This window comes from Inquilinus sp. 2KB_23 (genome assembly GCF_052115705.1).
Classification (GTDB): Bacteria; Pseudomonadota; Alphaproteobacteria; order DSM-16000; family Inquilinaceae; genus Inquilinus; species Inquilinus ginsengisoli_A.
Window position 1 is genome coordinate 36739 of record NZ_JBFRHF010000021.1, and the last position, 21091, is coordinate 57829.

Genomic DNA, 21091 nt, shown 5'->3' on the forward strand with positions numbered 1-21091 from the left:
CATGTCCTCATCGACCCGCTCTGCGCCACCACGCGCCCGGGGTTGCCGTGGTCATGGCGCCTGCTGCAGGGCGATGCGATTCTCGACATCGATCACGCCGGGAACCGACCAGGCCGCGATCTCGGCGACATCGCGCTCGAAGCTCGCGCGTACGGTGCCTGACAGGGTGATCCTCCCATCCGACGCCGCCACGATGACGCGCGAGGCGTCGATGCCGGCGCTCCGCTTCAGGGCAGCCTCGATCTCGTTCCGCACCTCCGGCACCGAGGCCATGTGGTGCGCCGGCTTGACGTGAATGGCATTGATCACGGTGATGACGCCCTTCAGCCCCTGCACCACGTGCTCGGCTTCGCGCTTCTGGTGCTGCCAGTCGAGGTCGCCGGTCAGACGAACGATACCATGCCCGACCGCGATGCGGATGCGGTCGCCAGGAAGGCTGCGGTGCCACCTCAAGGCCGCCGCCGCCCGCATCCCGATCTCCTCGTCGGAAGGCTTCGCGTCGCCGGGCGGCCGGACAACGATGTCCTGCACGACTGCGCTCACTCCCTTGATCCGCTGGGCGGCATCGGTGGCCGCCAGCTTCTGGGCGTAGCTTGCGACATGGCCGGACAGCGTGACCACACCGTCGGTGACCGAGACGCCGACCGCCGTGGCGTCAACGCTCGGCTCGTAGTCGAGCTCCTCCATGACCATCCGCTTCAACTGCTTGTCGATGTCCATCGGCGTCACTCCTTAGGCTGCTGTTACGACGTCCCGGCGCGGCCGGTGACCGTGATCCGGATCAAACCGAACCAAGCCGCGGTCGGCGTTGCTAAGATCCGCGTGCGGCTGCTCGTCCGCATGCGGCTTGACGACCGCGGTTGCGATCGCCTGCAAGCTGTCCCCCGCAAGCGTCTCCTTGACCAGAAGCTCGGCAGCGGCCGTGACGAGCAGGGCACGATTCCCGACCAGGATGGTTGTGGCTTGCCGGAACGCTGTATCGATGAGATCCCGGATCGCCGTATCGATCGCTGCAGCCGTCGCGTCGCTGTAGCGGCGGGGCTGCCACTCCGGCACGGTCGGGCCGGACAGGAATGATGGAGCCTCCGGTTCGTAGGCGACCTGCCCCAAGCCGATGTCCATTCCGAAGCGCGCGACCATGCTCCGGGCGATGTCCGTTGCCTTGGCCAGATCATCGGCAGCTCCGGTCGAGATCTCGCCGAACACCAAGCTCTCCGCGGCCCGGCCACCGAGCAGGACCGTCATCCGGTTGGTCAGTTCCGACCGGTCCATCAGGAACCGGTCCTCGATCGGCCGCTGCATCGTGTAGCCGAGGGCGGTGACACCGCGCGGGATGATCGAGACTTTCTGGACGGGGTCGATTCCGGGTAGGGCCATGGCGGCGATGGCGTGGCCCATCTCATGATGCGCGACCACGGTCCGCTCGTGCGGATTCAGCAGCCGGTTACGCTTCTCCAGCCCGGCGACGATGCGCTCGATCGCCTGGGTGAAGTCGTCGAAGGTGACGCACGCGGCGCCGCGGCGGGTTGCCAGAAGGGCGGCCTCGTTGACGAGATTGGCCAGGTCGGCACCGGTGAAGCCTGGCGTCAACGCGGCAACCGCCTCGACCGGAACGTCGGAGGCGATTTTGACTTTCCTCAGATGCACCTGGAGGATGTCGACGCGGCCCTTCTTGTCCGGGCGGTCCACCAGGATCTGCCGGTCGAACCGCCCGGCGCGAAGAAGCGCGGGGTCCAGGATCTCCGGTCGATTGGTGGCTGCCAGAAGCACGACGCCGACGCTCGAGTCGAAGCCGTCGAGCTCGGAGAGGAGCTGGTTGAGCGTCTGCTCCTTCTCGTCATGGCCGCCTCCTCCGGGCAGGAATGCCCCCCGGGCACGGCCGAGTGCGTCCAGCTCGTCGATGAAGACGATGGCGGGAGCGTTCCGGCGCGCCTGGTCGAACAGGTCCCGGACCCTTGCGGCGCCGACGCCGACGAACATCTCAACGAACTCGGAACCCGAGATCGAGAAGAAAGGAACTCCCGCCTCGCCGGCGACGGCGCGGGCCAGCAGGGTCTTGCCCGTCCCGGGTGGCCCGACCAGCAACACACCTTTCGGTACGCGAGCCCCCAGTCGGCCGTGGCCGGCCGGGTCCTTCAGGAAGGCGACAACTTCCTTGAGCTCCTCCTTGGCCTCATCGACACCGGCGACATCGGCAAAGTGGACTCCCACATCCTGCTCCGCATAGACCCTGGCCCTGCTCTTGCCGATCGACAGCAGGCCGCCGGCGCCCTGGCCGCTGATGAAGGGGCGCACCAGGATGAGCCAGAGGACGACGAAGCCGATCGTGGGCAGCAACCAGCCCAGAATCGTCTGCAGAAGGCCGGGTTCAGCCTCGCCGGAAAAGCCGACATTGGCCTTGGTGAGTGCATCCGCGATTCCCGGTTCCACGCGTATGGTCGAGAATTCCTGCGGCTTCCCGGCGCGCGCCTCGCGATAGGCGCCTGAGATTCTCGCCGGGCCGACAACCAGATCGGCCACCTTCCCATCGCGCACGAGCTCCAGGAAGGTGCTGTACGGGATGACTTCGCTGCGGCCTGAAGGAAACAGCAGATCCTGGAGCAGCAGGATCGCGAGGACCGAGCTGATGATATACCAGAAATTGATGTGATGTTCCTTCCTGATCTCCATAACCCGTCTCCGATCCCTCATCGGCGCATCTCGCCGCCGGGACCATCGCCGGTGCGGGCCCAGTCGGCCTTGATCCAGCGCAAAAGGCAGCGATGACATCTGGCTCCCGATCGAAGGCTTGATCTGCGTCAATGCGCGAGGGGCTGCCCGGCCATACCGTTCAAGTTGCGGCGCGGTCGAGGCTACTCCCGGCCAGCGGAAGATCGGGCAGGGATGTTCTCGCGGGCCGGGTGCTCGATCGCGCCGCGCCAAGGCTCGATTTCATGCCTTGGAACTGCAGGTCACGATCGGCCGCGCAGTCCAGGTGCCCCACACTGTATCGGCCTGGCAGGCCGGGAGGTTCACATGCAGATCAGTTCAGCCTGGTTTTCGGATGGCGCCGAGATGCCGCTGGAGTGCACGCGCGATGGCGAAAATCTCTCGCCGCCATTGGCCTGGCGGGATGCGCCTCGGGAAACACGAAGCTTCGCGCTGGTCTGTGCTGATCCCGATGCGGCCGAACATCCGTGCCATCACTGGGCGGTCTACGATATCCCGCGCGAACAGGCGGCCCTCTGCGAAGGGCTGCCCCAGGTGAATGCCGTGCGGGGTGTGCGTCAGGCCATGAACGACCTCGGCCATCTCGGCTATGGTGGCCCCTGCCTTGGCGCGGCGCGATCGGCCCACCACTATCATTTCCGACTGTTCGCCCTCCAGGTCGAGCGGCTTCCGCTATCACGCGAACCCAGTTGCCGCGATGTCGAGCGAGCCGCACGACGGCTGGCCATCGCCGAGGCCGAGGTCATCGGCGTCCATGGGGGCCGCAACCATCCAAACGCCGCTGACCCGGCTATCGCCGAGGGTGGGCTGCGGCGTCCGGCCAGCGTCCGGCAGGGCGCCGCAGGCAGCGAGAATTGACATGTCCCAGATCGTCCATGTCGCCTATGTGGTTGAGCCCCGGTTGGCCGGCTGGACCGTGGTGTCCGGGCACATGGCCGCCGGAAGGTTCGAGACGCGCCGTGAAGCGTTGCGCCTGGCAGGCCATGATGCTGCATTCTGCCGGTCGCTCGGCCACGATGTCACTCTGTTTGCCAGGCTGCGGGACGGGCGGCTCCGTGCCATCCGGATGCCACTCCGGGCTGAGACCGTCGCGGGGGCACCGATCGGGTATCGGGGACCCGCGGCCGGGACGCGAAGGTCGTCACGATGAGCCACGCGAACAGCACCCGCGGAGCACTGCTGACAGTGGCGTTGGCGCTCGGACTGGCGGGAGCGTCGGCGGCCGCCCCTACCGTTCAAGCGCTGCGGGACGGAGCGCCATCGGGCACTGCCGTTCCGTTCGACCGCGTTGACCCCCATGGCTGGGCACCGTGCAGTTCCTGGCTCGGCGACGGCGTTATGGAGGATCTCGCCTGGATGAGGGGAGTCATCAGGCCGAATGAAGCACAGCGCAGCTCGTTCGATGCGTTGGTCTCGGCCGCTGGTCGCGCCCGGGAGACCGTTCGGAGCGCGTGCGCCGAGGGATCGCCCACGGAGCTCGACGCGATCCATCGGCAGATCGAGGCGATGTTGCAGGCGGCCGAGATCATCTGCCCGGCCTATGATGCGCTGTACCGGGTGCTGAGCGACGATCAGAAACACCGCCTCGATTCCGCTCTGCGGCACGCAGGCGGATGATGATGAGACCGCCGCCTGCCGCTTCGGACCGTTGCGACGCGTTCGGATGGGGCACCGGGCGGCCCATGCAGGGGAGTGCAGAGGGATGTTCAAGCACATCTTGATTCCGACGGACGGGTCGCCCCTCGCGGACAAGGCGGTCGACCGGGGCCTTCACTTCGCGGCGGAGATCCATGCCCAGGTGACCTTGCTCACGGTCACGCAACCGTTCCATGTCGCCAGCAGTTGGCCGCTGGTGGGAGCTGACGAATACGCCCAGTACGCGGAGCAGCACGGACGCGAACTCCTGGCCCCAGGCATCGAGATCGCGAGGACCTTCGGTGTGCCATGCGAGGCGATCGCGATCGAACACGAGCAGCCCTACGCCGCCATCATCGATGTGGCGACGAGCCAGGATTGTGATCTGGTGGCGATGGCCTCGCATGGGCGGCGGGGCATCTCCGCGGTCGTGCTCGGCAGCGAGACGCAGAAAGTCCTGACTCATTCTCGGATTCCGGTTCTGGTCCTCCGCTGACAGGGCCGATCCGGATCAGCCTGTACCGTTTCCCGTTGGAACGGCGGCGTCGGATGACGATGTGTGCAGCCTGCTTAGCGGATATCGGTTCAGATGCAGGATCCGCTCATAGAAACCGCTGCGGACGGCGCGGCGGCCGATGCTGATCACCGCGGCGTCGGACAGCTCCTTCCTGAAGATCGACAGCACGATCCGGCGATGGTCTTCGTCGAGCATGTCGATGGCCTCATCGATGAAGACCCACTTTGGCTTGTGCAGCAGCAGGCGGGCGAACGCGATCCGCTGCTGCTCGTCCATCGAGAGGTCCTTATCCCAGCGCTGGGAACTGTCGAGCTGCGGGGCGAGGTGACCCAGCCCGGTCCGCTCAAGAGCTGCCACCAGGGCATTGTCTCCGAAGCTGGACGGGGCGGCGGGATAGGTCAGGGCGGCGCGCAGTGGTCCGAGCGGCATGTAGGGCCGTTGCGGCAGAAACATTGTGCTGTGCCGCGGCGGCAGGAGAAGCCGCCCCGTGCCCCAGGGCCACAGCCTTGCGAATGCCCGAAACAGGGTGCTCTTGCCGGAACCAGGCCGGCCGACGATCAGGACGCGGCTGCCGGGCGCGATCTCGATCTGCTCCTCCGTCATCGCCGCCCGGCCCGCAGCGGTCGTGACCGCAAGATGGTCGAAGGCCAAGCCGGCGGCGGGATGATCCGCAACCTCGATGCGTGCGGACTGGCCGCCGAGGCCTTCAACAGTTGCCAGCGCCTGGCGGAAGGCGGAGACGCGGGTCAGCGTCGCGCGCCAGTCAGCGATGCGGCTGTAGTTGTCGACGAACCAGCGCAGCGCCTGCTGTACCTGGAGGAAGGCGCCGACTGCCATCATCAGGTTGCCGAAGGACAGGTTGCCGGCGAAGTACCCGGGGGCGGCGACCAGGATCGGGGCGACGATCGCGAACCAGCCATAGCCGGAGGTGATCCAGGTGAGCCTGGCTCCGGCATTGACCAGTTGGCGCGTGACCGCGACGACTTGGCCCAACTCATGATCGAGGCGTTGCCGCTCATCGGCCTCTCCGCCGCCGAGTGCGATGCCGTCGGCATTCTCGTTGACGCGAACGAGTGCGAATCTCAGCTCGGCCTCGCGGGCATAGCGCTCGGCATTGAGATTCACCAGGGGACGGCCGACACGCCAGCTGAACCAGGAAGCGGTCGCGGCATAGAACAGCGCGCACCACACCATGTAGCCGGGAATCGCGAGGGGCCGGCCCTGCAGCGAGAAGACGACGTCTTCCGACAGCACCCAGAGAACCCCGGCGAAGCTGGCGAGCAGCAGCCCTGACTGGAGAAGCCCGACACAGAGGTCGGCTGACAGTTCCGTCAGGTGCCTGGCATCCTCGTGGACGCGCTGGTCGGGGTTGACCCCGGCCTCCCCCGCCCAGACCAGCCGATACGCTCGTCCCGGTTCGAGCCAACGGGCGATCAGATCGCCCGTGAGCCACCCCCGCAGCCGCACCTTGATCATCTCGTGGAGCCAGCTTTGCATCACGTTCAGCACCAGAAGAGTCCCGGCGATGGCGGCAAAGACCATCAACTGCCGGACGAAGGCATCGACGCTCCTCTGGGCCAGCGCGTCGTAGAATGGCTGGTTCCACGCGTTCAGCCTGATCTGGGCGAGGGTCGTGGCGACGACCACGAGGAGGATCCCCGTGGCAAGGCAGGCCAACGCCGTCCTATCGGCCGACGTCTTCAGCGCGTCGAAGAAAACCCCGAACTGCGCCGGCCTGTGCTCCCCGAGGCTCGGTCGCGGAGCGGCCTCAACTGCTGTGGTCGCTCGCGGAAGCGGCATGGCAAGCTCCTAGCCGTCGGAAGGGATGATGTCCTGGGTGCCGATCATTTCAGGGCACAGGTATCGGCTGAACCAGAGCGCGGCGTGGTCGACCACCTCCGCGAGCGCGCCGGGCTCCGAGAACCAGCGGCCGGCGCCTTCGATGACCCGGAGGTCTTTCCGACCCCTCAGCCTGGCGTAGACATGCCGGTTGTGCGCGAGAATGCCGTCATCGGCTCCGCCGACGATCAGGAGGGCCGGCACCCGGATCTCATCGATGGTCTGGCCAGCGAGGTCCGGACGGCCTCCATATGAAACCACCGCTCCGATGCGCGGCCCGTCCGCCGCGGCGACCAGCGCCGCTGCGGCTCCGGTTCCGGTGCCGAGCAGCCCGAGCGGGAGGCAGGCGACAGCAGGTTCGTGGGCGATCCACCGCAGTGCAGCGGCGAGCCGGGCCGACAGCAGCGGGATATCGAACGCATTGGCCGGCTGGCGCTCCTCCGCCGTGGTCAGGAGATCGAACACCAGGGTCGCGAACCCCCGCCTGTGGAACGCCTCAGCCATGAGCGTCGTGCGTGGGCTGAAACGGCTCGAACCGCTGCCTTGCACGAAGACGATGAGAGCCTTCGTGGGGCGCGGAAGCCGCAGCGTGCCAGTCAGTCCGGCGGGTGGGATGCGGATATTGCTGAGATCCATGGCGGGTCCCGGGTAAGCGTTTTCCGCAGCACCCTATCCAGCCCGTTCCGATCGGGTGTTGATCAGGATCAATCCTGGTTCGGCGTGGCCCGTAAGGTCAGATTTGACTCAGGTCAAGGCGCAGCGAAGCAAAAGTCCGTCAGGGTAGTGGAGCGTCTTGCCGACCTCGCCTCGGATCTCAGGGGCCCGGGCCAAGGCGTTCACCCACGAGTGGCGGTGGAGCTCGGAATTCGTCCGGCCATCCACCCCTCGTCAGCAAGGAGGAATGACGATGACACAAGTCGTGACCAAGGTGCCGGTCAAGTCCGAGCCCGCTGCTGGCTCAACGCCGGCGCCCACGCGCGCCTGGGATTCGCTTCAGATCCTGCGCCATGAGATCGATCACGTCTTCGAGAGCTTCAATCGAGGCCTGCGGCTGTTCCCGCTCGGGCGCCCGATGGTCGGCGACGAGCCGACATGGCCCCGCGCGATGACGCAGGGCATGGTCCCGGCCATGGATATTGCGGAGGGTGAAAAGGGGTACCAGCTCACGGCCGAGCTGCCGGGCCTGGCCGAGCGCAATATCGAGGTCAAGCTGTCGAATGGGACGCTGACGATCAGGGGCGAGAAGGCCGAAGAGAAGGAAGAACAGAAGCAGGATTATCATCTGTCCGAGCGGCGGTATGGCTCCTTCCAGCGCGCGTTCCCGCTGCCTGCCGACGTCGACACGGACAAGATCGAGGCGAGCTTCAAGAATGGTGTGCTGACCGTCGTTCTTCCGAAGACGGTGGAAGCGATCAAATCCGAGAAGAAGATCGATGTGAAGGCGGCGTGAACGCCTGAGACGCCCGGGCCTGTGGTCATCGTCCGCAGGCCCTCCGCGCCTGTCGCGGTCGGGTGCCCGACGCGTTCGATGGCCCCTCGCATCGATTGGTCGTCGGCATCGAGAGTCAGGCGGGGCGGCGCTCCGGTGAGACCACGGATCCCGCCGCCCCGATCGCCTGCCTGCTGCCGCGGCGATCATGCCGCTGGGATCGCTCTCAGGGCGTCTGCGATCAAGCGGTACTTCACCTGCGTGACGGTCAGGTCCCGGTACCAGGTCACGAGATCGCCCCACGGGTCATTGATCTTGGAAAGCCCGGAAATGATGGCCACGACGGTGCCGATCCCGGCCTCGCCATGGACGACGTACCAGCCGCCGAGGCCGAAGGCGCATGTCACGCCCAGGTGATAGAAGATGTTCATCAGGAAGTTCATGGAGAATTTGAGGACGAACACTCCGACATTCAGCGTGAAGATGGAATCGAACCGGCGGGTCTGCTCTTCGCTGCCGGCGCTGACGGGGGAGGAGGTGACGGCGATGCTGACCTGCCGGAGCATCGTGATGCGCCGCGATACGCGCCGGTTGATCCGGCCCTGGATCATCGGCACGAGCACCAGTTGCGGCACGAAGACGGCAAAGCTGGCAAGCGCCATGAACGGCTGGATGTAGAGCATGTATGCAAAGGCGCTCAGCAGGATACCGCCCTGCAGGACCGGTTCCGACAAGCTGTTGCCGACGAAACCGCCGATATCGTCGCTCTCGGCGACCATCATGGAGAGCCCGATGCCGTCTGCCATGCTGTCATGCCGGGCCGCCGGGAGATCGTGCAACCCAAGCCGGACCTTCTCCCGCAGCAGCCGCACCGCGCTTTCCCCGACCCACCCGCGATAGATGTTCGTGAGCAGCTTGACCAGCCCTTCGAGGATGGCCACGCCGCCATAGGCCAGTGCAAGGAGCAGGACCGGGCGAAAGTCATGCTCGTAGAGGGTATCGTCTACGATCCGGCGCTGCAGCTCGATCGGTGCGATCGTCAGCAGGAATACGCCGGTGGACAACACCGCAAGGGCGAGCTGATGCCAGCGGCTGGCCCGCAGGATGAAGCCGAGCAGCGTATCCGGAAGGTCGACCGTCGAGCCGCCGGCGAGTGTTGGTGTGGTGAAGCCCATGCCCTCACGCCTTTCAAGCCTGTCCACGACGTCTGCTGTGGGGCCCGTCGCCGGGCCAAGATCACAGCGTGGGTGCAAGGCCATCGTGTGAGCGCCGCACCTGTCCCGCGGCCGAAGCTGGCTGACCTGCGGTGCCGGCGTTCCCGCGCTCCTTGGATCGGCGACTGGGACCCTGCGGGATCAGGCGCGCCCGAACCGGACTGCGGGCTCGTCGCCTTCGGTCATCTCCTCCAGCGCAGGGCGGTCGAGCAGTACCAGGCTATGCGGGCCGGCCATGTCGATCAGATCGTCATGCTTGAGGGCCGCGAGGGTCCGGCTGACGGTCTCGAGCGTCAGGCCGAGATAGTCGCCGATGTCGCTGCGGGACATCGCCAAGCTGACCGTCCTGCCGTCCGGCGCGGTGCTGGCCAGTTCGAGCAGGAAGCTGGCGACGCGTTCTGTCGCCGTCCTCCGGCCCAGGGTCAGAAGGCGCTCATAGGCGCAGGTGAGGGAGCGGCACGCGATCTCGCGCAAGAAAGCATTCAGGGTCGGGTCGGCGTCGCCTGCGCTCTCGGCGCGTTGCCGCGGGTAACGGATGACAACCATGTCGGTGAGGGCTTCGGCGGCGAAGCCGTGCTCTTGGAGCGCCTCGAAGCCGAAGAAGTCGCCAGCGTGGAGGAAGGCGCCGATCTGGCGGCGGCCATCGGGCAACAGCTTGCTGGTGCAGCCGGTGCCGGAGACGACGCGGTACCAGTGCGAGGCGAGATCACCCTCGCGGTAGGCGGCGGTGCCGCGGCGAAGCGTGGCCACCGCGCCGAGGGCGGTGAGGCCGGCCGGGGCGTCATCGGTGCCGTCGTTGGGGTGGGGGGCCAGGGCGGGGATGAAGCCCGGCGCCGGCCGGGATGCGGAGAAAGCGTGCTGCGTCTGCATGTTGATCTCGCTGCCGTCGGGTGGACGTGCAGCTGTCTTACGCCTCGGCCATGCGCCGCATCATTGTGAAGGATACGTACGGGAAACTACTTAGCGAAAAAAAGAACCCGGCAAGGGCAGGCGAGTTGCTGTCGATGCCCTTGATGCATCGGAGGGCATCATGATTGCGCCTGGAGCGCTGATCCTCGCCGCATTCGGCGTGTTCGCGGCCAGCGTGGCGCTGGCGAGCCGGTACAGCTGAGGGGTCAAACGGCGGGGTCGCGGGGCGGGACCAGCACCGCCGCTCCGGTCAGCTGACCTCCGCGAAGCCGAGCCAGGGCCTCATTCGCCTGATCGAGCGGTATCGCCAGGGTCTCGGTGTGGATCGGCACCTCCGCGGCGACGGCCATGAAGGCCTCGGCGTCCTGGCGCGTCAGGTTGGCGATCGCGTGGATGGTCCGTTCCGGCCATAGCAGGGCATAGGGGAAGCGCGGGATGTCCGACATGTGGATGCCGGCGCAGATCACCGTGCCCCCCTTCCGGATCGCCCTCAGTGCGGCGGGGACGAGATCACCCACCGGGGCGAAGATGATGGCGGCGTCGAGCGGCGCCGGCGGCATTTCGTCGGAGCCGCCGACCCAGGCCGCGCCCAGGCGTCGTGCGAAGGCCTGCGCTTCGGCGTCGCCCGGCACGGTGAAGACGAAGGCCTCCTGGCCGCGGTGGCGGGCGATCTGGATAACGATATGCGCGGAGGCGCCGAAGCCGTAGAGGCCGAGCCGCGGCCCGTCCCCAGCCAGTCGGAGGGCGCGGTAGCCGATCAGCCCGGCGCAGAGGAGAGGGGCCGCCTCGACGTCGCCGTAGCGCTCCGGGATCGGCACGCAGAACCGTTCATCCGCCTTGACGAATTCGGCATAGCCGCCGTCGAGCTGATAACCGGTGAAACGCGCGCTTTCGCAGAGGTTCTCCTGGCTGCGGCGGCAGAATTCGCAATTGCCGCAAGCCCATCCGAGCCATGGGACGCCAATACGGTCGCCAATCTTGAAGCGGGTGGCTTCGCTTCCCGCTGCCGTCACCCGGCCCACGATCTCGTGCCCCGGGACCAGCCGAGGCTTCGGTGAGGCCAACTCACCGTCGACGACGTGGAGGTCGGTCCTGCAGACGCCGCAGGCCGACACACGGATCAGGATTTCGGTCGGTCCTGGGCTGGGGCAAGGCAGATCGGCCGGCTCCAGCGGTGCACCCGGCTGCGTCAGGATCATCGCCTTCATGATGCACTTCCCTTCGCCTGACCACGGGACGACGGTCGTCGGTCGATCACGCTGTATGTGCGGCAACGGCCCGTGGCTACTCGTTCTCCAGCAGAGCCCGCGCCGACAGCAGCTGGCTCTGCAACTCCGGTCCGACGGCCGGGTATGAGAGGCCGAGCCCCTCCATGGCATTCACCGTGGCAGCGGCGACGGCCAGGCGGGTGAACCATTTGTTGTCAGCGGGAATCACGTGCCACGGGGCGTGCGGCGTCGCCGTCGCCCGGATCATCTCCTCGTAGGCGGATGCGTAGTCGTCCCACCGCTGGCGTTCCGCCACGTCCCCGGGGGCGAATTTCCAGGATTTTTCGGGGTCGTCGAGCCGCGCCAGGAAGCGCCGCTTCTGCTCGTCCTTCGAGAGGTTGAGAAAGAATTTCAGGATCAGGGTGCCATTGCGGGAGAGGTAGCGTTCGAAGGCGTTGATGTCCTCGTAGCGCTGCGTCCAGATCGATTTGTCCACCAGCCTCGGCGGCAGCCGCTGGTTGGCGAGGGTATCCAGATGCACCCGGACGACCAGCACCTCCTCGTAATAGGAGCGGTTGAAGATGCCGATCCGCCCGCGCTCGGGCAGATGCCTGGTGGTGCGCCACATGAAGTCGTGGTCGAGTTCCTCCGCCGAGGGTTGCCTGAACGGCGTGACCTGACAGCCCTGGGGATTCACACCCGACATGACGTGCTTGATCGTGCCGTCCTTGCCAGCCGCGTCCATTCCCTGGAGGATCAGCAGCACAGACCAGTGGTCCTGGGCGTAGAGCTTCTCCTGCATCTCGGCGAGCTGTTCGACGCTCTGGGCCAGGCCTGCCTGAGCCGCCTCTCCGCTGCTCAGCCCGCCGGTGTCGCCCGGATCCCAATCCTGCAGGCGGAAGCCGGCTCCGTCTTCGAGCCGATAGCATGCAGCGAGTTTGTCGAGCTTGAGCACTGTCGCCTCCATCCCGTGAACGCCCCGGCGGCATTGCCGCGGTCGGAGTTGCCCCGCCCTTCGGGCGGCGGCATCGCAATCCCGCTGGTTGTTGCAGTCAATCACCCAAAGGCCGCTGGCCAGGGTCTCACCCGGACGACGCGGAAGGGCCGGGTGACGCCGTCGTGCTCGGTCACCGAGACATATTCGCCTTCGACGAAGCGATGGGTGTCGAGCCGCCAGATCGGCTCGTCGTCATCTTCGCCCGGCGCATAAGAGAAGGCCCAGCGCCGTTGGCGCGTGTGGATCAGCTGCCCGTGTTCGTCATCCGTTCCCTGCCAGAAGCGACGGACGGTGCACTCGGCGCGCTGGGCACGCCAGGCGTCGGGGTTGAGATGTCCATCCGGATCCAGCGGAGCGATCAGCTCGTAGCCGCAATCCGGCGCCCCCGCGGGCGCCTCCGGCGTTCGCGCCAGTTCCATTCGCACTCGGCTCAGGCTCATCTTGCTCTCCTGCGATCGACACTTGATCCAGTTATTTTTGCTCGCCGTGGCGACGGCCACCTTGATCTGGCGCAAGCCTGTTCAGGCGCGGGCCATCGCCTGCAGCAGCGGCGTTTCCGCTGGCGTCTGCACCGGCCAGCCGAGCCGTCCCAGATATCGAAGGGTTCGGAAAGCGAGGGTCGGGATCGAACAATCGGAGGTGAAGGCGGCCCATCCCGGTGCCCCCATCTCATCTCGACGCTGCCGAGCGAGCACGGTTGGTGTTGCGTCCGACGCGTCGCCGACCCTCGCCGAAAGCCGGGGAACCAGGATCGCATCCGCGGCCTCGAGCCAGAGGGCGGCGAACGGTACGCCCCGACGCTGCGCCACGACTCTGACTGCGTCCTGCTCGGCGTGATCGAGGAAGGTGGCGTCGACGATGACCGTGCAGCCAGCCGCCAGCAGGCGATCGGCCTCGGTGAGAAGGGTCTCGTAGACCCGTGCCGTCTGCTCCGGGCCATAGGCACCGTCGGGAAGAGGCGCTTCGGGCGCCACTCCGTGAAGCTGTTTCCGGATGACATCGGACCGCAGCACCCGGGCCCCCAGATGCGGGCCGACATAGGGGGCGAGGAAAGCGGCGAGGGTCGATTTGCCGGTACCGCTGACGCCGCCGATGGCCAGCAATCGCGGTTCGGGGCTTCGGAACAACTCGTCGGCCAGGGCGAAATACGCTGTGGCCCGCCTGCGCGCCTCCAAGCCGGCCGCTGCATCGCTCGTGCCATTGGCCGTTGCTGCCTGGACATGCGCGCGGATGGCGGCGTGGATCGACATGAAGAGGGGAAGCAGGGCGACACCATCGGCCTCGTCCGGCATGCGGTCGAGGTAGCGGTTGAACACAGCGTTCGCGAAATCCCGATGCGACCGGTCCAGAAGATCCATCAGTAGGAAGGACAGATCGTAGAGGACGTCGACACAGGCCAGGCGGTCCGAAAACTCGATGGCGTCGAACAGTGTCGGCTCGTCATGCCACGTGGCGATGTTGGCAAGGTGAAGATCGCCGTGGCAGCGGCGGACATGATCGGAACGCTGCCGGCGATGGAGCAGCGCCTCGTGTCGGGAAGCTTGATCCAGGGACCGGCGCGTGAGACCGGTGACCGCTGCCGCCTCGAACAGATCCGCGCCGTAACGGGAGAGGTTGCCGTCGTTCTCGACGATGATGTCGGCGATTGCCGCCGGACCGCCGAAGTCCGGCTCGCCCGCCAGCGACTGGTGGAACTCGGCGATGCGGTCCGCCAGCCGGCGCATGATCTGGGTCGTGAGCAAGCCGTGCTTGGCCAATTGGTCGAGTTGGCCCGATCCGTCGAAGCGAAGCATCACCAGGAGCCAGTCGACGATCGTCCCGTCCCCGCCGAGGGTGAGGCCGCCGGAGGCCGCACGGCAGACCGGCAGGACCCGGAGATAGAGACCCGGTGCGGTCCGGCGATTGATCGCGAGCTCCTTCTCGCAGGCCGCATGCCTGAGCTCGGGCGTGGAATAGTCGAGATAGCTGAACCGCACCGCCTTCTTGAGCTTGTAGGCATGTCCGCCGGCGAGGAAGACGACGGAAGCGTGCGTTTCCACCCTTTGCACCGAATCCACGCCATAGGCCTCCGGCTGCGAAAGAAATGCGATCACGTCCTGCTGCGGTGTGTCGACCATCGATGCCTCCTCCTTGGTGAGGACGATGGTGCCGGCATTCGGCGGGGCCGGCCTTGCGCTGGATCAAACGCAGCATCCGTGGGACGACGCGCGAAGCGCTGCACCCTGCTGATCTTTCAAAGGATCAGGAGGGCGATGGATGCGGCCGCCATCGCCACTGTGGCCAGCCACCCGACGGCGACCATCGATCGGGGCAGGATGAACGACCCCATGATCCGACGATCGGTCGCGATCAGGAGCATCGTCGCCATCAGGGGCGCGGCCAGGAGGCCGTTGAGCACAGCACTCCAGTATAGGGCCCTGATCGGATCGATTCCGGTGAAGCCCACCCCCAGGCCGAGCACCGTCGCCAGGACGATCACGCCGTAGAAGGCCTTCGCCTCCTTCGGCTTGTGGTCGAGGCCCTCCACCCAGTCGAACGTCTCGCAGACGGCGTAGGCGGCGGAGCCAGCCAGCACGGGAACGGCCAGCAGGCCGGTGCCGATGATGCCACAGGCGAAGACCGCGAAGGCAAGGGGGCCTGCGATCGGCCTCAGCGCCTCGGCCGCCTGCGCCGAGCTCTGGATATCCGTGATGCCGTTGGCGTGCAGCGTTGCCGCCGTGGCGAAAATGATGAACAGCGAGATCAGGTTCGAATAGCCCATGCCGACCCAGGTATCGATCCGGACCCGATCCAGTTCCGGACCTGCCTGGGCGGGCGTCACATAGAGCGGCTGCGATTTGCGCCGGAGCCGCTCCTCGACCTCCTGCGACGCCTGCCAGAAGAAGAGGTAGGGGCTGATGGTGGTGCCCAGCAGCGCCACCAGCACCTCGGCATGGTCGGCATCGAAAACCAGATGCGGCACGAACGTCCGCAGCAACGCCTCGCTCCACGGCACATGAACGACAAAGACCGCCGCGGCATAGGCCAGCAGGGACAGGGTGAGCCATTTCAGGACGGCGGCGTACCGCGCGTAGCTGAGAAAGACCTCCAGGACGATGCACAGCGCCGCGAAGCCGATGCCGTACAGCAGGGCAGGGCCGGGAATGAGCAACTGCGCCGCTGCCGCCATGGCACCGAGGTCCGCCCCGAGATTGGCGATGTTCGCCACCAGCAGCGCCAGCACGACGGTCCGCAGCAGCCACCGCGAATGGTGCCGGCGCAGATTCTGCGCGATGCCGCGGCCAGTGACGCAGCCGATGCGGGCGCTGATCGACTGAGTGACGGACATCAGCGGATAGCTGAACAGCATGACCCAGGCCATGCCGTAGCCGAACTGCGCGCCGGCTTGGCTGTAGGTGGCGATGCCGCTCGGGTCGTCATCCGCGGCGCCGGTGACCAGGCCGGGGCCCAGAGTCCTGAGCAGGCCAGGTCGCGATCGCCGCCTGGCCTTCCTGCCACCGTCCGTCTCGATGAGGCTGGCCATTTTCCGTCCCGGACTGCGCTTCGAAGGCCTTTCCTATGGCAGACGCCGCCGCGGCCGGGCTTTGATCCAGATCAAGGTGCCCGCGGCCACCGTGGTTGATACCAGCGCTTCGGGGCGTCCAATGCCGGCGCCTATCCAGGGGATACCGCGCCATGACCATCGCCATGGATGTCGTGCAGCTGTCGCGGCTGCAGTTCGGCCTGACGGCCATGTACCACTTCCTGTTCGTGCCTTTGACACTCGGCCTCGCGGTGCTGCTCGGCATCATGGAGAGCGTCTATGTCATGACCGGCCGCGAGGTCTGGCGCCGAATGACGAAGTTCTGGGGTGTGCTGTTCGGCATCAACTTCGCCATGGGGGTCGCCACCGGCATCACCATGGAGTTCCAGTTCGGCATGAACTGGGCCTATTACAGCCAGTATGTCGGCGACATCTTCGGCGCGCCGCTGGCCATCGAAGGGCTGATGGCCTTCTTCCTCGAGGCGACGTTCATCGGCCTGTTCTTCTTCGGCTGGGACCGGTTGTCGAAGGTCGGCCACCTGATCGTCACCTGGCTGGTGGCGCTGGGGTCGAACCTGTCGGCGCTGTGGATCCTGATCGCGAATGGCTGGATGCAGCATCCGGTCGGGGCGCGGTTCAACCCCGACACGATGCGCATGGAAGTGACGGACTTCATGGCCGTCATCTTCAACCCGGTGGCGCAGGCGAAATTCGTGCACACGGTCAGTGCCGGCTATGTGACGGGGGCGATGTTCGTGCTCTCGATCAGCGCCCTCTACCTCTTGCGCGGCCGGCATGTCGACCTGGCCAAGCGATCGCTGACCGTGGCCGCCAGCTTCGGCCTCGCGGCCGCGCTGTCCGTCGTCGTGCTCGGCGACGAGAGCGGCTACACCGCCGGCGAGAACCAGAAGATGAAGATCGCCGCGATCGAGGCGATGTGGGACACCGAGCCGGCGCCGGCTTCCTTCACCCTGTTCGGTCTGCCGAACCAGGAGACGCATCGCACCGACTACGAGATCAAGGTGCCTTGGATGCTGGGGCTGATTGCCACCCGGTCGATCGACGGTGAGGTGCCGGGCATCAACGAGCTGGTGGCGCGGGCGCAGGCGCGCATCCGCTCCGGCCTGATCGCCTATGGCGGGCTCGAGCGGCTGCAGGCCGATCGCAACGATGCCGACGCCAGGGCGAGGCTGGCGGCCCATGCCGAAGACCTCGGCTACGCCTTCCTGCTCAAGCCGATCCGGCCGGACATCCTGGCCGCCACCGATGCCGATGTGGAAAAGGCTGCCTGGACCGCGGTGCCGCAGGTTTCCCCGCTGTTCTGGAGCTTCCGGCTGATGGTCGCGCTCGGCTTCCTCTTCATCGGCCTCTTCGCCATCGCCTTCGTCCTGGCATCACGCCGACGGCTGCAGGCGTCCCCGATGTTCCTGTGGATTGCCGTGGGCGCGCTTCCGCTCCCGTGGATCGCCGCCGAACTCGGCTGGTTCGTGGCGGAGGTGGGGCGCCAGCCCTGGGTGATCGAAGGTGTGCTGCCGACCTACCTGGCGGTGTCGAACCTGACGGCCGGCAATGTCCTGGCCACGCTGCTGGGGTTCATCGCCCTCTATTCGATCCTCTTCGCGATCGACGTCACCCTGATGGTCAAGGCCATCCGTGTCGGTCCCGCGGCGGCCGGATCGGATCTTACGGCTGAGCCCGATCTGGCCGCAGTTCCGGCCGCGGCGGAATAGTTCCGGGAGGACCGCATCATGCTCGATTACGAAACCCTGCGCCTGATCTGGTGGGCGCTGCTTGGCACGCTCCTGATCGGCTTCGCTGTGATGGACGGCTTCGACCTCGGGGCCGCAATATTGCTGCCCTTCGTCGGCCGGACCGACGCGGAGCGGCGGGTCGTGATCAACACCGTCGGCCCGGTGTGGGAGGGCAACCAAGTCTGGTTCATCCTCGGCGGCGGCGCGATCTTCGCCGCCTGGCCGCCGCTCTACGCGGTCGCCTTCTCCGGCTTCTACCTCGCCATGTTCCTGGTGCTGTGCGCATTGATCCTGCGGCCCGTGGCCTTCAAGTTCCGATCGAAGATCGATCATCCGACTTGGCGCCGGACCTGGGACTGGGCTCTGTTCGTTGGTGGCCTGGTGCCGTCGCTCGTCTTCGGCGTCGCCTTCGGCAACGTCCTGGAGGGCGTGCCCTTCCGGTTCGACGAGACGCTGCGCATGACCTACGAGGGCACCCTGTTCGGGCTGCTCAACCCGTTCGCGCTGCTCTGCGGCCTCGTCAGCGTCGCCATGCTGGTCATGCACGGTGGCGCCTGGCTGGCGCTGAAGGCGGCGGAGCCGGTGGCAGCCCGCGCGGTCACCTTCATGCGTCTGGCCGCGATCGTCCTCATTGCGCTGTTCGCCGTCGCTGGCCTCTGGGTGGCAATCGGCATCGACGGCTATGCCATCGTCGGCGCGGTGGCGCATGACGGGCCGTCGAACCCCCTGCTGAAGCAGGTGGCGCGTGCCCCCGGGGCCTGGATGGCAAACTATGGGACGCAGCCCTGGACCTTGGCCGCGCCCGTACTCGCCTTCCTCGGTGCGCTCGGCGTGATTGCGCTGTCCGGCCTGCGGCGGCCCGGCCTCACGCTCCTGGCGAGTGCGCTGGGCGTGGCGGGCGTGATCGCGACGGCGGGGCTCAGCGTGTTTCCGTTCCTGTTGCCGTCCTCACTCAACCCGAACGCCAGCCTGACGGTCTGGGACGCCTCGTCGAGCCGCCTGACTCTCGCCATCATGCTGGGCGCAACCGTGGTCTTCCTGCCGCTCATCATCACCTACACGGCCTGGGTCTACCGCGTGCTGCGGGGCCGCGTGACCCTCGCCTACGTCTCCGACAATCCCACCAGCACCTACTGAACGGAGGAGATGACCGATGTGGTATTTCGCCTGGATCCTCGGCGTCGGCTTCGCCTGCGCCTTCTCCATCCTCAACGCCATGTGGCTCGAGCTGCACGAAGTCAGCGCGGCGAAGGCGCCGGTCGACGCGGAGCTGCGGCGATCCAGTCGGTATTGAGGGACGGCAGGAGTCTCGACCTCCCTGCGGCCGGGCTGCTTTGCATGCTGCTGGTGGTTTATCTCCCGCGCTGCGTGGCGTGCCTGACGCTCGGATCCACTGCGCACATCCGCCGAACCTGGTTGTCGATTTGTAACTGGATGCGCTTTTACGAACCGCATCCACTGACCATCACGGGCGACAGCCTGATCTATCCGCCAATGAGGGGGCCGCCATGCGCGATGCCGAGTGCGATCGATCCAACTATGACGCGGTCACCCAGGCGTTGCACTGGCTGACCCTGGCACTCCTGATCCTCCAGTTCGGCTTGGCGTGGGCAGCGCCTGAACGCCTGTCCTCGCCGGATACGCTGATCAGCCTGCACCTTTCTTTCGGGATCGTGATCTTCATTGTCGTCCTGATGCGCCTGTCCTGGCGTCTGCTGCGCCCAGCGCCGCCGCTGCCAGACGATCTGCCGGCGTGGCAACGCCTCGGATCGCAGACGATCCAGATCCTCCTCTACGTGCTGCTGCTGGCTCTTCCCGTGCTCGGATGGCTCTGGGCAGGCGAGCGCGGATGGGTGGTCAATCCGTTCGGTCTCATGACGCTGCCGGATCTGGTGGCCAAGGGATCGTCCTTCGGCCGGTTCGCCGGCGATCTCCACGGTCTGCTGTCCAATGTGTTGCTGGCTTTGGTGGGCCTCCATGTCCTTGGGGCCCTGTATCACGCATTCTTCCGGCGCGACGGGGTCATGCAAAGAATGCTGCCGGTGTCGCGCCGCTCGATCTGATCGACCGCAGCAGTTCAGCCATGCCTTGAACGCAGTCGCGACGTTCGAGCACTGGAGGGTTGCCTGAAGAGCTTCCTGATCGCCCAGTCGCTCAACCAGATCGAGAAGGCCTATGGGCCCAACAACTCGATCCTCGACAACTGCCATGTCCGCGTCGCCTTCGCCACCAATGACGAGCGGACGGCGCGGCGAGTTTCCGATGCACTGGGCACGGCAACCGAGCTCCGGGCGATGAAGAATGATGCCGGGCATCGGCTCTCGCCCTGGCTCGGTCAACTCATGGTGTCGCGCCAGGAGACGGCGCGACCGCTGCTGACGCCGGGGGAGGTGATGCAATTGCCGCCTTCGGAGGAACTCGTGCTTGTTTCCGGCATGTCGCCGATCCGGGCCAGAAAGGTTCGCTACTACGACGATGCGCGTTTTACCCGCAGAGTTCTGCCGCCGCCTGCGGAGCTCTCATTGCTGCCGGACGGAGGAGGGGCCGCTCCCGGCGCCGACGACTGGATCGCCATACTGCCGCAAGGCGATTCGGCGGCCGCCGAGCAAGCCGAGGAGGACGCAGAGGATCCTGTAAACGGCGGCATCCGGCGCGAGCCCATGCTGCCAGAGCACGAAGCCATTGCGCCGGAGACGGCCATGCCGACCAAGGAGTTCGCCGATCTCGAGGACGCCGGACGACGAGGCCGTCAAGGCGAGAGCGGTGCGGCGGAGAATGCGGACCGTTGCCCGGCAGGCGGCGATGGATCCTGATGATGGCATCGCGCTGTGAGCGGCTGATGAAAACCAGGCTGAACGTCTACTTCTCGCCCGACCTGCTGCGGCGGATCGAGGAACTCGCTGACCGCAGGCGGCTGTCGCGCTCCTCGATCGTCGAGGCCGCGGTCGCGTCCTTCCTGTCGCCGGACGGGTCGGATCAGCGCGAGGCGGCTTTTACCCGTCGTCTCGACCGGCTGTCTCGGCAGATCGAACGGCTGGAACGTGATGTCGGGATTTCAGTCGAAGCACTCGCACTCTTCGTTCGGTTCTGGCTTACGGTCACGCCGCCCCTGCCGAACGACGCCCAATCGGCAGCACAGGCCAAGGAGCGGGAACGGTATCAGGGATTTGTCGAGGCGCTCGGGCGGCGACTCGCGAAGGGAAAAGGCCTGTTGCAGGAGATCCCGAACGACATTCTTACGCCCAGCTGCAATACCGGGGCTTCGAGTGGCGATGAGCCAACGGCGGACGATCACGACCCAACTTCTCCAGAGGCGCTCGGTCAGAGATAGCCCCTACGGCGCTCCCTGGTTCGGAAAGT

21 protein-coding genes are annotated in these 21091 nt (G+C 66.5%); 10 read left to right on the forward strand and 11 right to left on the reverse strand.

Annotation, left to right across the window (positions count from 1 at the left end):
* Nucleotides 1-51 precede the first annotated feature (51 nt).
* Together AB4112_RS24495 and ftsH are read right to left on the reverse strand one after the other, a co-directional pair.
* A complete protein-coding gene (locus tag AB4112_RS24495) occupies nucleotides 52-720 on the reverse strand; it encodes a BON domain-containing protein (RefSeq protein ID WP_441723520.1) in 669 nt (222 codons plus the stop codon).
* A gap of 12 nt (nucleotides 721-732) precedes the next feature.
* The gene (ftsH, locus tag AB4112_RS24500; RefSeq protein ID WP_441723521.1) at nucleotides 733-2670 is read right to left on the reverse strand and encodes an ATP-dependent zinc metalloprotease FtsH; all 1938 of its coding nucleotides are present in this window, start codon (nucleotides 2668-2670) and stop codon (nucleotides 733-735) included.
* Between the two features lie 345 nt (nucleotides 2671-3015).
* Between ftsH and AB4112_RS24505 the strand changes: the two genes are divergently transcribed.
* The 3 genes from AB4112_RS24505 to AB4112_RS24515 all read left to right on the forward strand — a co-directional run bounded on the left by AB4112_RS24505 (nucleotide 3016) and on the right by AB4112_RS24515 (nucleotide 4840).
* Nucleotides 3016-3567, forward strand: coding sequence for a YbhB/YbcL family Raf kinase inhibitor-like protein (locus AB4112_RS24505; RefSeq protein WP_441723522.1), 552 nt, complete (start codon nucleotides 3016-3018; stop codon nucleotides 3565-3567).
* A gap of 288 nt (nucleotides 3568-3855) precedes the next feature.
* A complete protein-coding gene (locus tag AB4112_RS24510) occupies nucleotides 3856-4326 on the forward strand; it encodes a Spy/CpxP family protein refolding chaperone (protein WP_441723523.1) in 471 nt (156 codons plus the stop codon).
* Between the two features lie 85 nt (nucleotides 4327-4411).
* Nucleotides 4412-4840: a universal stress protein gene (locus tag AB4112_RS24515; RefSeq protein ID WP_309792146.1), complete on the forward strand. Its 429-nt coding sequence runs from the start codon at nucleotides 4412-4414 to the stop codon at nucleotides 4838-4840.
* 15 nt (nucleotides 4841-4855) lie between these two features.
* Here AB4112_RS24515 and AB4112_RS24520 read toward each other — a convergent pair whose 3' ends face one another.
* Together AB4112_RS24520 and AB4112_RS24525 are read right to left on the reverse strand one after the other, a co-directional pair.
* The gene (locus AB4112_RS24520) at nucleotides 4856-6661 is read right to left on the reverse strand and encodes an ABC transporter ATP-binding protein/permease (protein ID WP_441723524.1); all 1806 of its coding nucleotides are present in this window, start codon (nucleotides 6659-6661) and stop codon (nucleotides 4856-4858) included.
* A gap of 9 nt (nucleotides 6662-6670) precedes the next feature.
* Complete coding sequence (locus AB4112_RS24525) at nucleotides 6671-7336, reverse strand: dienelactone hydrolase family protein (RefSeq protein ID WP_309792148.1); 666 nt, start codon at nucleotides 7334-7336, stop codon at nucleotides 6671-6673.
* A gap of 271 nt (nucleotides 7337-7607) precedes the next feature.
* Here AB4112_RS24525 and AB4112_RS24530 point away from each other — a divergent pair, with 271 nt between their 5' ends.
* A complete protein-coding gene (locus AB4112_RS24530; RefSeq protein ID WP_309792149.1) occupies nucleotides 7608-8150 on the forward strand; it encodes an Hsp20/alpha crystallin family protein in 543 nt (180 codons plus the stop codon).
* A gap of 185 nt (nucleotides 8151-8335) precedes the next feature.
* Here the strand turns inward: AB4112_RS24530 and AB4112_RS24535 are convergent, their stop codons facing one another.
* The 7 genes from AB4112_RS24535 to AB4112_RS24565 form a co-directional block, all read right to left on the reverse strand.
* Nucleotides 8336-9304: an ABC transporter transmembrane domain-containing protein gene (locus AB4112_RS24535; protein ID WP_309792150.1), complete on the reverse strand. Its 969-nt coding sequence runs from the start codon at nucleotides 9302-9304 to the stop codon at nucleotides 8336-8338.
* A 180-nt stretch (nucleotides 9305-9484) separates the two neighbouring features.
* Nucleotides 9485-10213 carry a helix-turn-helix domain-containing protein gene (locus AB4112_RS24540; protein WP_441723525.1) on the reverse strand — a complete coding sequence of 243 codons (729 nt, stop codon included), beginning with the start codon at nucleotides 10211-10213 and terminating at the stop codon, nucleotides 9485-9487.
* A 245-nt stretch (nucleotides 10214-10458) separates the two neighbouring features.
* Nucleotides 10459-11460, reverse strand: a complete 1002-nt coding sequence (locus tag AB4112_RS24545) for a zinc-dependent alcohol dehydrogenase family protein (RefSeq protein ID WP_309792152.1) — start codon at nucleotides 11458-11460, stop codon at nucleotides 10459-10461.
* A gap of 76 nt (nucleotides 11461-11536) precedes the next feature.
* A complete protein-coding gene (locus tag AB4112_RS24550) occupies nucleotides 11537-12415 on the reverse strand; it encodes a polyphosphate kinase 2 family protein (RefSeq protein WP_309792153.1) in 879 nt (292 codons plus the stop codon).
* 101 nt (nucleotides 12416-12516) lie between these two features.
* The gene (locus AB4112_RS24555) at nucleotides 12517-12972 is read right to left on the reverse strand and encodes a hypothetical protein (RefSeq protein ID WP_441723526.1); all 456 of its coding nucleotides are present in this window, start codon (nucleotides 12970-12972) and stop codon (nucleotides 12517-12519) included.
* 6 nt (nucleotides 12973-12978) lie between these two features.
* The gene (locus tag AB4112_RS24560) at nucleotides 12979-14574 is read right to left on the reverse strand and encodes an AAA family ATPase (RefSeq protein WP_441723527.1); all 1596 of its coding nucleotides are present in this window, start codon (nucleotides 14572-14574) and stop codon (nucleotides 12979-12981) included.
* A gap of 116 nt (nucleotides 14575-14690) precedes the next feature.
* Complete coding sequence (locus tag AB4112_RS24565) at nucleotides 14691-15980, reverse strand: NRAMP family divalent metal transporter (protein WP_309792156.1); 1290 nt, start codon at nucleotides 15978-15980, stop codon at nucleotides 14691-14693.
* 152 nt (nucleotides 15981-16132) lie between these two features.
* On the opposite strand from AB4112_RS24565, the gene AB4112_RS24570 reads away from it, so the two are divergent.
* The 6 genes from AB4112_RS24570 to AB4112_RS24595 all read left to right on the forward strand — a co-directional run bounded on the left by AB4112_RS24570 (nucleotide 16133) and on the right by AB4112_RS24595 (nucleotide 21062).
* Nucleotides 16133-17710 carry a cytochrome ubiquinol oxidase subunit I gene (locus AB4112_RS24570; RefSeq protein WP_441723528.1) on the forward strand — a complete coding sequence of 526 codons (1578 nt, stop codon included), beginning with the start codon at nucleotides 16133-16135 and terminating at the stop codon, nucleotides 17708-17710.
* Nucleotides 17711-17728: 18 nt separating this feature from the next.
* Entirely contained in the window at nucleotides 17729-18868 is a 1140-nt protein-coding gene (cydB, locus tag AB4112_RS24575; protein WP_441723529.1) for a cytochrome d ubiquinol oxidase subunit II, read from the forward strand.
* Between the two features lie 16 nt (nucleotides 18869-18884).
* The gene (cydX, locus tag AB4112_RS24580) at nucleotides 18885-19025 is read left to right on the forward strand and encodes a cytochrome bd-I oxidase subunit CydX (RefSeq protein WP_309792159.1); all 141 of its coding nucleotides are present in this window, start codon (nucleotides 18885-18887) and stop codon (nucleotides 19023-19025) included.
* 214 nt (nucleotides 19026-19239) lie between these two features.
* Nucleotides 19240-19794, forward strand: coding sequence for a cytochrome b (locus AB4112_RS24585; RefSeq protein ID WP_309792160.1), 555 nt, complete (start codon nucleotides 19240-19242; stop codon nucleotides 19792-19794).
* 99 nt (nucleotides 19795-19893) lie between these two features.
* Nucleotides 19894-20544: a type IV secretory system conjugative DNA transfer family protein gene (locus tag AB4112_RS24590; protein WP_441723597.1), complete on the forward strand. Its 651-nt coding sequence runs from the start codon at nucleotides 19894-19896 to the stop codon at nucleotides 20542-20544.
* 26 nt (nucleotides 20545-20570) lie between these two features.
* Nucleotides 20571-21062: a CopG family transcriptional regulator gene (locus AB4112_RS24595; RefSeq protein ID WP_441723530.1), complete on the forward strand. Its 492-nt coding sequence runs from the start codon at nucleotides 20571-20573 to the stop codon at nucleotides 21060-21062.
* The last annotated feature ends 29 nt before the right edge of the window (nucleotides 21063-21091 follow it).